The sequence below is a fragment of the Kluyvera sp. genome (genome assembly GCF_047971185.1).
Classification (GTDB): Bacteria; Pseudomonadota; Gammaproteobacteria; order Enterobacterales; family Enterobacteriaceae; genus Kluyvera.
In genome coordinates, this window is record NZ_JBKDZH010000089.1 from 1 (window position 1) to 15101 (window position 15101).

14 protein-coding genes are annotated in these 15101 nt (G+C 57.3%); 12 read left to right on the forward strand and 2 right to left on the reverse strand.

The features are described from left to right. The 3 genes from ACK5JN_RS19370 to ACK5JN_RS19380 all read left to right on the forward strand — a co-directional run. The coding region (locus ACK5JN_RS19370; protein WP_416871639.1) for a YicC/YloC family endoribonuclease at window positions 1-364 on the forward strand (364 nt) is incomplete at its 5' end. 286 nt (window positions 365-650) lie between these two features. Then, window positions 651-2384 carry a phosphoethanolamine transferase CptA gene (locus ACK5JN_RS19375; protein WP_416871640.1) on the forward strand — a complete coding sequence of 578 codons (1734 nt, stop codon included), beginning with the start codon at window positions 651-653 and terminating at the stop codon, window positions 2382-2384. Window positions 2385-2618: 234 nt separating this feature from the next. Then, window positions 2619-3236: a trimeric intracellular cation channel family protein gene (locus ACK5JN_RS19380; protein WP_416871641.1), complete on the forward strand. Its 618-nt coding sequence runs from the start codon at window positions 2619-2621 to the stop codon at window positions 3234-3236. On the opposite strand, the gene ligB is transcribed toward ACK5JN_RS19380, so the two are convergent. Further along, window positions 3233-4909: an NAD-dependent DNA ligase LigB gene (gene ligB / locus ACK5JN_RS19385; protein ID WP_416871642.1), complete on the reverse strand. Its 1677-nt coding sequence runs from the start codon at window positions 4907-4909 to the stop codon at window positions 3233-3235. The two genes, ACK5JN_RS19380 and ligB, sit on opposite strands and share 4 nt — an antisense overlap. Window positions 4910-5166: 257 nt before the next feature. On the opposite strand from ligB, the gene gmk reads away from it, so the two are divergent. From gmk to fpr, 7 genes are all read left to right on the forward strand, one after another. Beyond that, complete coding sequence (gene gmk / locus ACK5JN_RS19390) at window positions 5167-5790, forward strand: guanylate kinase (RefSeq protein WP_416871643.1); 624 nt, start codon at window positions 5167-5169, stop codon at window positions 5788-5790. A gap of 53 nt (window positions 5791-5843) precedes the next feature. After that, window positions 5844-6119, forward strand: a complete 276-nt coding sequence (gene rpoZ, locus ACK5JN_RS19395; RefSeq protein ID WP_000135058.1) for a DNA-directed RNA polymerase subunit omega — start codon at window positions 5844-5846, stop codon at window positions 6117-6119. Window positions 6120-6137: 18 nt separating this feature from the next. After that, window positions 6138-8252: a bifunctional GTP diphosphokinase/guanosine-3',5'-bis pyrophosphate 3'-pyrophosphohydrolase gene (gene spoT, locus ACK5JN_RS19400; protein ID WP_416871644.1), complete on the forward strand. Its 2115-nt coding sequence runs from the start codon at window positions 6138-6140 to the stop codon at window positions 8250-8252. A 4-nt stretch (window positions 8253-8256) separates the two neighbouring features. Further along, window positions 8257-8946 (forward strand): tRNA (guanosine(18)-2'-O)-methyltransferase TrmH, encoded by a 690-nt coding sequence (trmH, locus tag ACK5JN_RS19405; RefSeq protein ID WP_416871645.1) that lies wholly within the window; start codon window positions 8257-8259, stop codon window positions 8944-8946. 5 nt (window positions 8947-8951) lie between these two features. Further along, window positions 8952-11033 (forward strand): ATP-dependent DNA helicase RecG, encoded by a 2082-nt coding sequence (gene recG, locus ACK5JN_RS19410; protein WP_416871646.1) that lies wholly within the window; start codon window positions 8952-8954, stop codon window positions 11031-11033. A 68-nt stretch (window positions 11034-11101) separates the two neighbouring features. Continuing rightward, the gene (gene glpX / locus ACK5JN_RS19415; protein WP_416871647.1) at window positions 11102-12112 is read left to right on the forward strand and encodes a class II fructose-bisphosphatase; all 1011 of its coding nucleotides are present in this window, start codon (window positions 11102-11104) and stop codon (window positions 12110-12112) included. Between the two features lie 95 nt (window positions 12113-12207). Then, window positions 12208-12954, forward strand: coding sequence for a ferredoxin--NADP(+) reductase (gene fpr / locus ACK5JN_RS19420; RefSeq protein WP_416871648.1), 747 nt, complete (start codon window positions 12208-12210; stop codon window positions 12952-12954). Here fpr and ACK5JN_RS19425 read toward each other — a convergent pair. Then, window positions 12945-13376, reverse strand: coding sequence for a DUF805 domain-containing protein (locus tag ACK5JN_RS19425; protein WP_416871649.1), 432 nt, complete (start codon window positions 13374-13376; stop codon window positions 12945-12947). The genes fpr and ACK5JN_RS19425 overlap by 10 nt on opposite strands. Before the next feature lie 111 nt (window positions 13377-13487). Here ACK5JN_RS19425 and ACK5JN_RS19430 point away from each other — a divergent pair, with 111 nt between their 5' ends. After that, complete coding sequence (locus tag ACK5JN_RS19430; RefSeq protein ID WP_416871650.1) at window positions 13488-14084, forward strand: DUF1454 family protein; 597 nt, start codon at window positions 13488-13490, stop codon at window positions 14082-14084. 108 nt (window positions 14085-14192) lie between these two features. Continuing rightward, window positions 14193-14960 carry a triose-phosphate isomerase gene (tpiA, locus tag ACK5JN_RS19435; RefSeq protein ID WP_064540923.1) on the forward strand — a complete coding sequence of 256 codons (768 nt, stop codon included), beginning with the start codon at window positions 14193-14195 and terminating at the stop codon, window positions 14958-14960. The last annotated feature ends 141 nt before the right edge of the window (window positions 14961-15101 follow it).

The following is a 15101-nucleotide window of genomic DNA, read 5'->3' on the forward strand; positions in this document are numbered from 1 at the left end:
GGCGAAAGTGCGCGCCCATATGCCGGAAATTCTGCAGTGGCAGCGCGACCGCCTGGTTGCCAAGCTGGAAGATGCGGAAGTACAGCTGGAAAACAACCGCCTGGAGCAGGAGCTGGTGCTGATGGCCCAGCGCATCGATGTGGCCGAAGAGCTGGATCGCCTGGAAGCCCACGTCAAAGAGACCTATAACATCCTGAAGAAAAAAGAGGCCGTTGGCCGTCGCCTGGACTTCATGATGCAGGAATTCAACCGTGAGTCGAATACGCTGGCCTCGAAGTCAATTAATGCCGATGTCACAAATTCAGCTATCGAGCTGAAAGTGCTGATCGAGCAAATGCGCGAGCAGATCCAGAACATAGAATAACCCGCCAAAGTATACAAAACATCAATGCCCGCAATATTGTGGGCATTTTCATTTCAGGTAGTTTCTTTTTTTGCAGCCGCATAGCATTATTATCGCCCCTTTCATTAAGGGTGATTATGGAAAAGACCCGATATATCAGTCCATTATTAAAAGATCAATTAACCCATTATTTTTTATCATTAAAAAGAATAGGTCTATCTGTTTCTGTGGTCTGAGAACGGTCTAATTATATCTTAAGCATTGGTAGCTAGACTGGCCGCCTTTACCTCACCATTAAGTTTAACATATGCAATTTATGACGACTCAGAGTACGCCAGCCTTCAGCTGGAAAGCCCTTGGCTGGGCTATATTGTATTTTTGTTTCTTTTCAACAGCATTACAGCTTGTTATTTATGTATCCGGCTATAGTGGCTCTAACGGCCTCAGAGACTCCATCCTGTTTAGCTTACTGTGGCTAGCTCCTGTCTTCTTGTTCCCTAAGAAAACCCGGCTTATTGGTGCCGTTATCGGCGTTATGCTCTGGGCTGCCTCACTCGCGGCAATAAGCTACTACGTTATTTACGGGCAGGAGTTCTCACAAAGCGTTTTATTCGTGATGTTTGAAACCAATACCAATGAGGCGGGCGAATTCTTCAGCCAGTATTTCAGCCTTAAAATTGTGCTGGTAGCGCTGGTCTACACCGCCATCGCGATTCTGCTCTGGACGCGTCTACGACCGGTTTATATTCCAAAGCCATGGCGTTGGCTGGTCTCTTTCGCCCTGGTCTATGGCCTGATTCTTAACCCACTCGTCTCCGGCGTCGTTATCAAAGGCAAGCCGGTTGGCGACGTGCTGGACGGTCTATCCACGCGCCTTGGGCCCGCTGCGCCCTGGCAGTTCATTACCGGCTATTACCAGTATCGCCATCAGCTGAATAGCCTGACCCAAATGCTCAATGAGAACCACTCTCTGCCGCCGCTGGCAAATTTAAAAGACAGCACCGGCGACGCGCCGCGTACGCTGGTGCTGGTTATCGGTGAATCGACCCAGCGTGGTCACATGAGTCTTTACGGCTACCCGCGTGAAACCACGCCGGGGCTAGACGCATTGCACAAGTCCGACCCGAACTTCACCGTCTTTAACGATGTCGTCACCTCGCGCCCGTATACCATCGAGATTCTGCAGCAGGCGCTGACCTTCGCCAACGAACAGAACCCGGATCTCTATCTGACCAGGCCATCGCTGATGAACCTGATGAAACAGGCAGGTTATAAAACCTTCTGGATCACCAATCAGCAGACGATGACCTCACGCAATACCATGCTGACCGTCTTCTCCCGACAGACCGACCAGCAGTTCTATATGAACCAGCAGCGCACCCAGAGCGCCCGCGAATACGATGCCAACGTACTGGCGCCGTTTAAGCAGGTACTGGCCGACCCTGCGCCGAAGAAGTTTATTATCGTTCACCTGCTGGGAACGCATATTAACTATGAGTACCGGTATCCTGAAAACTGGAACACGTTCTCTGGTAAAACCGATAGCATGCCGGCCGGTTTAAGTAAGGATCAGCAGGAGACGTACAACAACTATGACAATGCCAACCTGTATAACGACTATGTCGTTTCAACGTTGATTAAAGACTACAAGGCGACGGATCCAAACGGCTTTTTGCTGTACTTCTCTGACCATGGGGAAGAGGTGTACGACACGCCACCGCACCAGACCCAGGGGAGAAATGAGAAGGAGCCGACACGCCATATGTACACCATCCCGTTCCTGCTGTGGACGTCGGAAAAGTGGCATGAGGCTCATCCACGCGATTTCTCGCAGGACGTGAATCGCAAATACAGCAGCTCAGAGCTCATTCATACCTGGTCCGATCTGGCTGGGCTGAGCTACGACGGATTTGACCCAACCCGTGCACTGACCAACCCTCAGTTTGTTGAAAACACCCGCTGGATTGGTAACCCGTACGATAAGAAAGCACTTATCGATTACGACACGCTGCCGTACGGCGAGCAGACTGGCAACCAGTAACCGCTGCAATGGCCACTTCAGCATGAGGTGGCCATTTACGCAGCCAGCCAATCAAAACAATTAGATTTTCTAATGAAAAAAATCATATCAGAATTCACCCATCCTCAATATACCTGCGATAAAACCCAACATCTGTATTATTTTTTATAATCTAAAACCACTCACCTTAGAAAATCTCAATCGTGACTCAGCGCGCAAATCGCTACCCTGCTGTCATTCATTCTGGGAGCAAATATGTTACTGCACATCCTCTACCTGATTGGCATCACCGCTGAAGCCATGACCGGCGCCCTGGCAGCCGGCCGTCGTCGCATGGACACATTCGGCGTCATTATTATTGCCACCGCAACGGCGCTGGGCGGCGGATCCGTGCGCGATATGCTGCTCGGCCACTATCCGCTAGGCTGGGTGCAGCATCCGGAATACATCATCACCGTCGCCGTGGCGGCCGTGCTGACCACCATCGTCGCACCGGTCATGCCGCACCTGCGCCGCCTGTTTCTGGTTCTCGATGCCGTGGGGCTTATCGTGTTCTCGATCATCGGGGCTCAAATCGCGCTGGATATGGGCGAAGGCCCGATTATCGCCGTCATTGCCGCGGTGATTACCGGCGTTTTTGGCGGCGTGCTGCGCGATATGTTTTGCAAGCGCATTCCGCTGGTCTTTCAGAAAGAACTTTACGCCGGGATCTCTTTTGCCGCCGCCGTGCTCTACGTTGCGCTACAGCACTATGTCAGCAGCCACGATGTAGTAGTGATTTCAACGCTGCTGTTCGGCTTTACCGCGCGCATGCTGGCCCTGAGGCTGAAGCTTGGCCTACCGGTGTTCCACTACCGTCACGAAACACACTAATCAAAACCCGTCACGCCCAGCGCGCGGAGCTTATCGGCAAGCAACACGATGGTGGGATGGTGGAGAAAAGCGACCAGGCTGCGGGCCCTCTCCCGCCCAATGCCCGGAAGCCTTTGCCAGGCTTGTTCATCACGCGATGTCATCTGTTGCCAGGCGCTATCGCCAGATGCCTTGAGCGCCGCCTCGGGCAACGGCACGCCCAGCGCCTTTACCCACAGCCGAAAGGGCTGACGGCGCGTCATGTCAAAACGATGCCATAGTTGTTCGGCACGCCCCGGCGATAACCCCGACGTCTCTTTTAGCTGAGCCGCCGTCCATTCAAGCCAGGAAAAAAGGTGGCTGAATGGCTGGGCTGTCATCAGCCTGATCCAGCCCGCCTCACCCACACCCTCCAGATTAAAAACCTGCGGCGAAGAGAGCCAGCGCAGGCGAGCCAGAAACTGCTCCCGGCAGCCATCCGTCAGGAAATAGCAGGTCAGCGAGTGGTATTCGCCCAGTGGAGGCGTCGGTTTCGTTCGATCCTGGCCGCGCCAGACCACGCTATCCAGCCGGGGAATACCCTGACCCGCCAGGCTCACCAGCAACTGATCGCCCATGGTGAAATCCAGGCTTCGCCAGCGAGCAACGGACCCCACGTTCACCCGTCGCACCTGTTTATCATCCAGCTGCACCGGCTCCAGCTCGGCAACAACCGAGATCTTGCCGCTACGCCCTATCGAGAAGTGGATGTCGTTGACCTGCGCTACCCGGGCAACCGGCGGATATTTCCACGCCGCTACCCAGCTACCCTGTGCGGGTAGCCAGTGGGTACCTTCCGGCTCTTTGGCTGCGCGAATAACAATGCCATCGGTTGCGAACGGCAGCGGCGTGGTCAGCCAACGCTCGCGCCACTCGGCCACCGCCTGAACGCTGGCAACGGCGTGAGAATAGTGCTGCGCAAGTTCGAAACCGGACGCCGCCAGCAGCGCCAGGCGCTCAGTCATAGCGGCAGGCCCATCCGGCCACGCCCAGATAAACAGCGATAGCGCCGACAAAGATTTCTGTTCACCCTCCCGCATCAGCATACCCGCCACCTTCGCGCGAGCGTTCATTCCACCCATTTTTCGCTGCACATGCCCGTCAGCGCGTAAAAAGATCTCACCCTGTAAAACGCTGTTTGCCAGCGCCCCCTGAACCGCCTTCGGCAGCGACGGGATCTGCCGTACTTTTTCCGTCCAGTCTTCCCCTGCCAGGCCATCACCTCGGCTAATGGCCTGGTAAAGCCGCCCCTGACGATAAACCAGCGTGACCGCGACGCCATCGACCTTTGGCTGCACCCACAGGTCTTTTTTACCCTGCATCCACTGCCCCACGGCGTTTGCATCCGCGAGCTTTCGTACCCCGGTATGGGCCACAGGATGCTTCAGCACACCGTTTAGCGGCGGCAAGCTCATACTCTCTACTGGCTGCACGCCAAAACAGCGCTGCCACTGCGCAAGCCGTGCCGCAAGCTGGTCATAGACGCCATCGCTGACCTCGCTGGCGCCCTGCCGCCAATAGTCCTCGTTCCACCGGGTCATCTGGCCCTGTAGCTGCGCAATCTCCTGCCCGGCCCGCGCGGGAGACCACACTGGACAGCTGGCTTGCGCCTGCGCCATCAGCAGCCAGCCCAGTGCTATCATCCATGCTTTCATACCTTTTCCCCGTCAGTACGCCTGGCCCGTTTGTAACGCAGCGGCTTTCAGGATGCGAGCGCGCGTGCGCCGTTTCACGAGCAGGCTTCAGGGAAAATGCATTCGTTGCTGCAACACGGGGATAAATCAGGAAAACGGCTCGCAAAATAAAAGAATCTGGCGCAAAAAGTGTGACAAAGGCTACGTCGGGCAGCGCCGCCGTGTATAATAGGCTCGTATGTAAGTTCTCTTTCGATAATCACATACAAAAGACACTCATGGCTCAAGGCACGCTCTATATTGTTTCCGCCCCTAGCGGCGCGGGTAAATCCAGCCTGATTCAGGCTTTATTAAAAACCCAACCGTTGTACGACTCCCAGGTCTCTGTTTCACATACCACGCGCGCGCCGCGTCCGGGTGAAGTGCACGGTGAACACTATTTCTTTGTAAATCACGACGAATTTCGTTCGATGATTGGCGAAGGTGCGTTTCTGGAACACGCTGAAGTCTTTGGTAACTATTACGGCACCTCGCGTCAGGCTATCGAGCAGGTACTGTCGACCGGCGTTGATGTCTTCCTGGACATCGACTGGCAGGGCGCACAGCAAATCCGCAAAAGCATGCCGGGCGCGCGCAGCATTTTTATTCTGCCGCCGTCTAAAATAGAACTGGACCGCCGCCTGCGTGGCCGCGGCCAGGATAGCGAAGAGGTTATCGCAAAACGTATGGCTCAGGCAGTTGCAGAAATGAGTCATTACGCGGAATATGATTACCTTATCGTCAATGATGATTTCGATACCGCGCTGGGTGATTTTAAAACCATCCTCCGCGCTGAACGTCTGCGTATGAGCCGCCAAAAGCAGCGACATGACGCTTTAATCAGCAAATTATTGGCAGACTGAACCCACTTTCAGTATCATGCCCCGTCATTTCTTCACCTGTGGAGCATTAAAGTATGGCACGCGTAACTGTTCAGGACGCTGTAGAGAAAATTGGTAACCGTTTTGACCTGGTACTGGTCGCCGCGCGTCGCGCTCGTCAGATGCAGGTAGGCGGCAAGGATCCGCTGGTACCGGAAGAAAACGATAAAACCACCGTAATCGCACTGCGCGAAATCGAAGAAGGTCTGATCAACAACCAGATCCTCGACGTGCGCGAGCGCCAGGAACAGCAAGAGCAGGAAGCCGCTGAATTACAAGCTGTTACCGCTATTGCTGAAGGTCGTCGTTAATTAGATAGCGGGTCGCCCTTGTATCTGTTTGAGAGCCTGAATCAGCTGATTCAAAATTACCTGCCGGAAGACCAGATCAAGCGTCTTCGGCAGGCCTATCTCGTTGCACGTGACGCTCACGAGGGGCAAACACGTTCAAGCGGTGAACCCTATATCACGCACCCGGTAGCGGTAGCCTGCATTCTGGCCGAGATGAAGCTCGACTATGAAACGCTGATGGCCGCCCTGCTGCACGACGTGATTGAAGATACCCCTGCCACCTACCAGGACATGGAGCAGCTGTTTGGCAAAAGCGTTGCCGAGCTGGTAGAGGGGGTTTCTAAACTTGATAAGCTCAAGTTCCGCGACAAGAAAGAGGCGCAGGCCGAAAACTTTCGCAAAATGATTATGGCGATGGTGCAGGATATTCGCGTCATCCTCATCAAGCTTGCCGACCGCACCCACAACATGCGCACGCTGGGCTCATTACGCCCGGACAAACGTCGCCGCATCGCCCGTGAAACCCTCGAAATTTACAGCCCGCTGGCGCACCGTTTAGGTATCCACCACATCAAAACCGAGCTGGAAGAGCTGGGCTTTGAAGCGCTGTATCCCAACCGTTATCGCGTCATTAAAGAAGTGGTGAAAGCCGCGCGCGGTAACCGTAAAGAGATGATTCAGAAGATCCTTTCTGAAATTGAAGGGCGTTTACAGGAAGCGGGAATTCCCTGTCGCGTCAGCGGTCGCGAGAAGCATCTGTACTCCATCTACTGCAAGATGGTGCTCAAAGAGCAGCGTTTCCACTCGATCATGGACATCTACGCCTTCCGCGTCATCGTCCACGATCTGGACACCTGCTACCGCGTGCTGGGCCAGATGCACAGCCTGTATAAGCCGCGCCCGGGCCGCGTAAAAGACTACATCGCGATACCCAAGGCGAACGGCTATCAGTCGCTGCACACCTCCATGATTGGGCCGCACGGCGTCCCGGTCGAAGTCCAGATCCGTACCGAAGACATGGATCAAATGGCAGAGATGGGTGTGGCCGCGCACTGGGCTTATAAAGAGCGCGGGGGCGAAAGCAGCACCACCGCGCAAATCCGCGCCCAGCGCTGGATGCAGAGCCTGCTGGAGCTGCAGCAAAGCGCCGGTAGCTCGTTTGAATTTATCGAGAGTGTTAAATCCGATCTGTTCCCGGATGAGATTTACGTTTTCACCCCGGAAGGCCGCATTGTCGAACTGCCCGCTGGCGCTACGCCGGTGGACTTCGCCTACGCCGTGCATACCGATATCGGCCATGCCTGCGTCGGCGCGCGCGTCGACCGTCAGCCTTACCCGCTGTCGCAGCCGCTTTCCAGCGGCCAGACGGTAGAAATCATTACCGCGCCGGGCGCCCGCCCGAACGCCGCGTGGCTCAACTTTGTCGTCAGCTCTAAAGCCCGCGCCAAAATTCGCCAGATGCTGAAAAACCTCAAGCGCGACGACTCCGTCAGCCTGGGGCGTCGTCTGCTGAACCACGCGCTTGGCGGCAGCCGCAAGCTGGCGGAAATTCCGGCGGATCACGTGCAGCGCGAGCTTGACCGTATGCGCCTGGCAACCCTTGACGATCTGCTGGCCGAAATCGGCCTTGGCAACGCCATGAGCGTGGTGGTCGCGAAGAACCTCCAGCAGGGTGAAGCCACGCCTTCGGCACCGGGCGCTTCCGGGCATAGCCATCTGCCAATTAAAGGCGCGGACGGCGTGCTGATCACCTTCGCGAAATGCTGTCGCCCGATCCCTGGCGACCCGATCATCGCCCACGTCAGCCCGGGTAAAGGGCTGGTTATCCACCATGAATCCTGCCGCAACATCCGCGGCTATCAGAAAGAACCTGAGAAATTCATGGCGGTAGAGTGGGACAAAGAGACGGCGCAGGAATTTATCACCGAAATTAAGGTCGATATGTTCAACCATCAGGGGGCGCTGGCCAACCTGACGGCAGCCATCAATACTGCGACGTCCAACATTCAAAGCCTGAATACGGAAGAGAAAGACGGCCGCGTGTACAGCGCCTTTATCCGTCTGACGGCGCGTGACCGCGTGCATCTGGCCAATATCATGCGCAAAATTCGCGTGATGCCGGACGTTATCAAAGTCACCCGTAATCGAAACTAGTTTTATGAATTCACAGCGTTATGCGCGTATCCGCGAGATGCTCGCCAGGCGTCAGCCTGACCTGACGGTCTGCATAGAGCAGGTCCACAAACCTCACAACGTCTCGGCGATCATTCGCACCGCTGATGCGGTAGGCGTCCACGAAGTGCACGCCGTCTGGCCAGGTAGCCGCATGCGCACCATGGCCTCGGCGGCGGCAGGCAGCAACAGCTGGGTGCAGGTGAAAACCCACCCAACCATTGGTGACGCGGTCGGGCACCTGAAAAGCCAGGGCATGCAGGTTCTGGCAACCCATCTGTCCGACAAAGCCGTCGACTTCCGCGAAATCGACTACACCCGCCCCACCTGTATTCTGATGGGTCAGGAAAAAACCGGCATCACCCAGGAAGCGTTAGATCTCGCAGACCAGGACATTATCATCCCGATGATCGGCATGGTGCAGTCGCTGAACGTCTCCGTCGCTTCCGCATTGATTCTTTACGAAGCGCAGCGCCAGCGGCAGAACGCCGGCATGTATCGCCGGGAAAACAGCATGCTGCCGGGCGACGAGCAGCAGCGCCTGCTGTTTGAAGGCGGCTATCCGGTGCTGGCGAACGTCGCCAGACGTAAAGGTCTTCCGTATCCCCACGTCAACGAGCAGGGCGAAATTGAAGCCGATGCTACGTGGTGGTCCACCATGCAGGCCACGGAGTAACCGCCATGCAAAGCCGTCTGCTGGATGCCGTTCCGCTCAACACATTGACCGGCGTAGGCGCCGCGCAGAGCAGCCGGCTGGCAAAAATTGGTCTGCACACGGTGCAGGATTTGCTCCTGCACCTGCCGCTCCGCTACGAAGACCGCACCCAACTTTATCCCATCGGTGATCTGCTTCCCGGCATCTATGTGACCGTGGAAGGCGAAGTCATGAACTGCAACATCACCTTCGGCGGCCGCCGGATGATGACCTGCCAGATTAGCGACGGCACCGGCATCCTGACGATGCGCTTCTTCAACTTCAACGCGGCGATGAAAAACAGCCTCGCCACCGGGCGGCGCGTGCTGGCCTATGGCGAAGCGAAGCGCGGCAAGTACGGCGCGGAGATGATCCACCCGGAATACCGCGTGCAGGGCGACCTCAGCACGCCGGATTTGCAGGAGACCTTAACGCCGGTCTATCCCACCACCGAAGGCATCAAACAGGCCACGCTGCGTAAGCTGACCGATCAGGCGCTGGATCTACTGGACACCTGTGCCATCAGCGAACTGCTGCCGCCGGAACTGGCGCAGGGAATGATGAGCCTGCCGGAGGCGCTGCGCACGCTGCATCGCCCACCGCCAACGCTCCAGCTCGCCGATTTAGAAACCGGTAAGCACCCCGCACAGCAGCGGCTAATTCTGGAAGAGCTGCTGGCGCACAACCTGAGCATGCTGGCGCTGCGCGCGGGCGCACAGCGCTTCCATGCCCAGCCGCTCAGCGCCAACGACACGCTGAAAGATAAGCTGCTGGCGGCGCTGCCGTTTAAGCCCACCGGCGCGCAGGCGCGGGTCACCGCCGAAATTGAACACGATATGGCGCTGGATGTGCCGATGATGCGCCTGGTGCAGGGCGACGTCGGCTCCGGTAAAACGCTGGTTGCCGCGCTGGCCGCGCTGCGCGCTATCGCCCACGGTAAGCAGGTGGCGCTGATGGCGCCGACCGAACTGCTCGCCGAACAGCACGCCAACAACTTCCGCAGCTGGTTTGCGCCGCTGGGCGTTGAAGTGGGCTGGCTGGCGGGCAAGCAGAAAGGCAAGGCGCGTCAGGCCCAGCAGGACGCCATTGCCAGCGGCCAGGTGCAGATGATTGTCGGCACCCACGCCATTTTTCAGGAACAGGTGCAGTTTCACGGCCTGGCGCTGGTCATCATTGATGAACAGCACCGCTTCGGCGTCCACCAGCGTCTGGCGCTGTGGGAGAAAGGCCAGCAGCAGGGTTTCCATCCGCATCAGCTGATCATGACCGCCACGCCGATCCCGCGCACCCTGGCGATGACCGCCTATGCTGACCTCGATACATCGGTCATCGACGAGCTGCCGCCGGGCCGAACCCCGGTCACCACGGTCGCGATTCCGGACACCCGCCGCCACGATATCATCGACCGCGTACGCAACGCCTGCACCACCGAAGGCCGCCAGGCCTACTGGGTGTGCACGCTGATTGAAGAGTCTGACCTGCTGGAGGCTCAGGCGGCGGAAGCCACCTGTGAAGAGCTGAAACTGGCGCTGCCCGAATTGAATATCGGCCTGGTGCACGGGCGCATGAAACCCGCCGAGAAACAGGCGGTAATGCAGGCGTTCAAGCAGGGCGAACTGCATCTGCTGATTGCCACCACGGTAATTGAAGTCGGCGTCGACGTGCCTAACGCCAGTCTGATGATTATCGAAAACCCGGAGCGTCTGGGTCTGGCGCAGCTTCACCAGCTCAGAGGGCGCGTAGGCCGTGGCGCGGTGGCCTCACACTGCGTACTGCTGTACAAAGCGCCGCTGTCGAAGACCGCACAGATGCGCCTGCAGGTACTGCGCGACAGCAACGACGGCTTCGTGATCGCTCAAAAGGACCTTGAGATTCGCGGCCCCGGAGAGCTGCTCGGCACCCGCCAGACCGGCAACGCCGAATTTAAGGTTGCCGACCTGCTGCGCGATCAGGCGATGATCCCCGAAGTTCAGCGCCTGGCGCGTCATATTCACGACCGCTACCCGCAGCAGGCTAACGCGCTGATTGAGCGCTGGATGCCGGAAACCGAGCGATATTCCAACGCGTAGCCATACCCACAGCCCGAGAAGGGCTGTGCTAAACTTCGCACAATTTTACTTCCCTGGACGAGTTTGTAATGAGACGAGAACTGGCTATCGAATTTTCGCGCGTCACCGAAGCGGCGGCGCTGGCAGGCTACAAATGGCTGGGCCGTGGCGACAAGAACACCGCCGACGGCGCGGCGGTCAACGCCATGCGTATTATGCTCAACAAGGTCAATATTGACGGCACCATCGTCATTGGCGAAGGCGAAATCGATGAAGCGCCGATGCTCTACATCGGCGAGTCGGTCGGCACCGGCAACGGCGACGCGGTGGATATCGCCGTCGATCCGATTGAAGGCACCCGCATGACCGCCATGGGCCAGGCCAACGCGCTGGCGGTGCTGGCGGTGGGCGATAAAGGCTGCTTCCTCAACGCACCGGACATGTACATGGAAAAGCTGATTGTCGGCCCGGGCGCGAAAGGCGCTATCGATCTCAATAAACCGCTGGAAGAGAACCTGCGTAACATCGCCGCCGCGCTGAACAAGTCGCTGGGCGAGCTAACGGTGACCATTCTGGCTAAACCGCGCCACGACGACGTGATTGCACAGCTGCAAAAGCTGGGCGTGCGCGTGTTTGCCATTCCCGACGGTGATGTGGCGGCATCTATCCTGACCTGCATGCCGGACAGCGAAGTCGACGTGATGTACGGCATCGGCGGCGCGCCGGAAGGCGTGGTCTCGGCGGCGGTCATCCGCGCGCTGGATGGCGACATGCACGGCCGTCTGTTAGCCCGTCATCACGTGAAGGGCGATAGCGAAGAGAACCGTCGTATCGGTGAAAATGAGCTGGAGCGCTGTAAAGCGATGGGTATTGAAGCGGGCATCGTGCTGACGCTGGACGATATGGCGCGCAGCGATAACGTCATCTTCTCCGCCACCGGCATCACCAAGGGCGACCTACTGGACGGCATTACCCGCAAGGGCAATATCGCTACCACCGAAACGCTGCTGATCCGCGGCAAGTCGCGCACCATTCGCCGCATTCAGTCCATTCACTACCTCGATCGCAAAGACACTGAAATCCAGCGTCACATTCTTTAAATCATTTGATCAATAGAGCTTTCCAGCCCTTTCGGGCTGGAAATCTTGTCTCGTCGCGGTGAAGATAAGATAACGCGAATGAGAGGAGATACGCCATGGCAGACTGGGTTACAGGCAAAGTCGTAAAAGTGCAGAACTGGACCGATGCGCTGTTTAGCCTGACCGTCCACGCGCCGGTTCATCCGTTCACCGCCGGGCAGTTCGCCAAGCTGGGCCTTGATGTCGACGGCGAGCGCGTGCAGCGCGCCTACTCTTACGTAAATGCCCCCAGCAACCCCGATCTCGAGTTCTATCTGGTGACCGTGCCAGAGGGCAAACTTAGCCCACGCTTAGCGGCGCTAAAACCGGGCGATGAAGTGCAAATCGTCAGCGAGGCGGCCGGCTTCTTTGTACTGGATGAAATCCCTGACTGTGAAACTCTGTGGATGGTGGCAACCGGCACGGCGATTGGCCCGTACCTGTCGATTCTGGAAGAAGGCAAAGACCTCGATCGCTTTAAAAATCTGGTGCTGGTGCACGCGGCGCGTTACGCCGCCGATTTAAGCTATCTGCCGCAAATGCAGTCATTAGCCGCGCGCTATCACGGCAAGCTGCGCATTCAGACCGTTGTCAGCCGGGAAAGCGTGCCGGGGATGCTGAATGGGCGCATTCCGCCGCTGATTGAAGGCGGCGCGCTGGAGGCTTCGGTAGGATTGCCGATCAACGCGGAAACCAGCCATATCATGCTGTGCGGCAACCCGCAGATGGTGCGCGATACCCAGCAGTTGCTGAAAGAGACCCGACAGATGGCTAAACACCTGCGCCGTCGCCCGGGCCACATCACCGCCGAACACTACTGGTGATCGGCGCGGTACTTCACGGCCTGGGTGTCTTTACCGTATTTATTTTCGCCCTGGGTGCCGACAAACGCGCCCAGGTCGAGCAGCATCATGACGATAATCAGCGTCGGAATAAAGCGCCCAACGCCCCACTGCCATACGCCGGGCAGCATTGACCAGTTGCCCGCCAGCAGCATCCACGCCAGCACCATCAGCAGCGCCCAGAGGCCGGATTTACCCCGGTCGTGCAGACGCTTAATGGTCACCGCCGCCGTTGGCCACAGCAGGCACACCAGCATAAACGCCGCCGTTTGTAGGCCGACGAGCCCGCCGCCCGCAAGGCTGAACAGCGCCACCATCGTTACCGCCCAGATGGCGATCCAGATCCAGAAGTCGCGGCGTCCAATGCGCCCTTTAATGGAAAATAACCATTGCTGTAGAGTCATGTACCTTTTCCTTTGTCGTTGTGGCGCGTAGTTTACCCTGAAGTGGGCACATTTTGACAAGCGAGGCGGTTCCCGTTTTAATCGTCATCTGAAAACAGGAGGACGATTGGCATGAAACAATGGATAACGCTCTGTCTGGCAGGACTCATTTCGCTGAGTCTAAGTCAGGCCGCGCTGTCGGCGCAAACGCCCGCAGCGGTAGCCCCGTATCTGCTGACTGGCGCGCCGGCGTTTGATCTGTCGATCAGCCAGTTCAGGGAGAAATTTAATACCGACAACCCCACTCTGCCGCTCGGCGAATTTCGCTCCATCTCCTCCAGCCGCGATCAGCAAACCATTACCCGTGCCGCCAGTAAGATTAACGAAAACCTCTACGCCTCCACGGCGCTAGAGCGCGGTACGCTGAAGATAAAGTCGATTCAGATTACCTGGCTGCCGATTCAGGGGCCGGAGCAGAAAGCGGCAAAGGCCAAAGCGCAGGAGTACATGAGCGCGCTGATGCGGGCGGTGATCCCCACGCTGACCAAACCGCAAAGCCTGCAGAAACTGCAAAAGCTGCTGGCGCAGGGTAAAGGAAAGCATTACTTCGCCAGCACCGAAGGCGCCGTACGCTATGTTGTCGCAGATAACGGCGAAAAAGGGCTGACCTTCGCCGTTGAACCGATTAAGCTGGCGCTATCTGAAAATCTTGAAGGGGAGAATAAATGATAAAAAGCAAAGCCTTCATGGTGATCAATCTCTATACTGTTTCACAGACCATGCTGCCCTGACGGGCGGCCATATTCCTTAATTCGCTGACAAGCGTGGAGAATCGAAATGCGACATCCTTTAGTGATGGGTAACTGGAAACTGAACGGCAGCCGCCACATGGTAAACGAGCTGATTGCCAACCTGCGTAAAGAGCTGGCCGGTGTTGCAGGCTGCGGCGTGGCTATCGCACCGCCGGAAATGTATATCGATATGGCTAAGCACGCCGCTGCGGGCAGCCACATTCACCTGGGCGCGCAGAACGTTGACCTGAACCTGTCCGGCGCATTCACCGGTGAAACCTCTGCCGAAATGCTGAAAGATGTTGGCGCGACCTACATCATCATCGGCCACTCCGAACGTCGTACCTACCACAAAGAGTCCGACGAGCTGATCGCTAAGAAATTCGCCGTACTGAAAGAGCAGGGTCTGATCCCGGTTCTGTGCATCGGTGAAACCGAAGCAGAAAACGAAGCGGGCAAAACCGAAGAAGTGTGTGCACGTCAGATTGACGCCGTTCTGAAAACTCAGGGCGCGGCCGCTTTCGAAGGCGCGGTTATCGCTTACGAACCAGTATGGGCGATCGGTACCGGCAAATCCGCGACTCCGGCGCAGGCTCAGGCAGTTCACAAATTCATCCGTGACCACATTGCTAAAGCTGACGCGAAAATCGCTGAACAGGTTATCATCCAGTACGGCGGTTCCGTCAACGCGGGCAACGCAGCTGAGCTGTTCACCCAGCCGGACATCGACGGCGCGCTGGTTGGCGGTGCTTCCCTGAAAGCTGACGCTTTCGCGGTGATCGTTAAAGCAGCAGAAGCCGCTAAAAACGCGTAAGACATTGACGCGGCCTTCGTGCCGGATGGCGGCGTAAACGCCTTATCCGGCCTACGAGTTACGCACGCAATGCCTGGTAAAACCGGCCCTACGGCCGGTTTTATTATTTTGTAGGCCGGATAAGCGCAGCGCCATCCGGCA

What these genes read in the sequence shown, in the direction of transcription:
- rpoZ (WP_000135058.1), top strand. Translation starts at nt 5,844, where the DNA reads ATGGCACGCGTAACTGTTCAGGACGCTGTAGAGAAAATTGGTAACCGT.
- ACK5JN_RS19430 (WP_416871650.1), top strand. Translation starts at nt 13,488, where the DNA reads ATGAAACAATGGATAACGCTCTGTCTGGCAGGACTCATTTCGCTGAGT.
- fpr (WP_416871648.1), top strand. Translation starts at nt 12,208, where the DNA reads ATGGCAGACTGGGTTACAGGCAAAGTCGTAAAAGTGCAGAACTGGACC.
- ACK5JN_RS19375 (WP_416871640.1), top strand. Translation starts at nt 651, where the DNA reads ATGCAATTTATGACGACTCAGAGTACGCCAGCCTTCAGCTGGAAAGCC.
- ligB (WP_416871642.1), bottom strand. Translation starts at nt 4,909, where the DNA reads ATGAAAGCATGGATGATAGCACTGGGCTGGCTGCTGATGGCGCAGGCG.
- gmk (WP_416871643.1), top strand. Translation starts at nt 5,167, where the DNA reads ATGGCTCAAGGCACGCTCTATATTGTTTCCGCCCCTAGCGGCGCGGGT.
- tpiA (WP_064540923.1), top strand. Translation starts at nt 14,193, where the DNA reads ATGCGACATCCTTTAGTGATGGGTAACTGGAAACTGAACGGCAGCCGC.
- ACK5JN_RS19380 (WP_416871641.1), top strand. Translation starts at nt 2,619, where the DNA reads ATGTTACTGCACATCCTCTACCTGATTGGCATCACCGCTGAAGCCATG.
- trmH (WP_416871645.1), top strand. Translation starts at nt 8,257, where the DNA reads ATGAATTCACAGCGTTATGCGCGTATCCGCGAGATGCTCGCCAGGCGT.
- recG (WP_416871646.1), top strand. Translation starts at nt 8,952, where the DNA reads ATGCAAAGCCGTCTGCTGGATGCCGTTCCGCTCAACACATTGACCGGC.
- glpX (WP_416871647.1), top strand. Translation starts at nt 11,102, where the DNA reads ATGAGACGAGAACTGGCTATCGAATTTTCGCGCGTCACCGAAGCGGCG.
- ACK5JN_RS19425 (WP_416871649.1), bottom strand. Translation starts at nt 13,376, where the DNA reads ATGACTCTACAGCAATGGTTATTTTCCATTAAAGGGCGCATTGGACGC.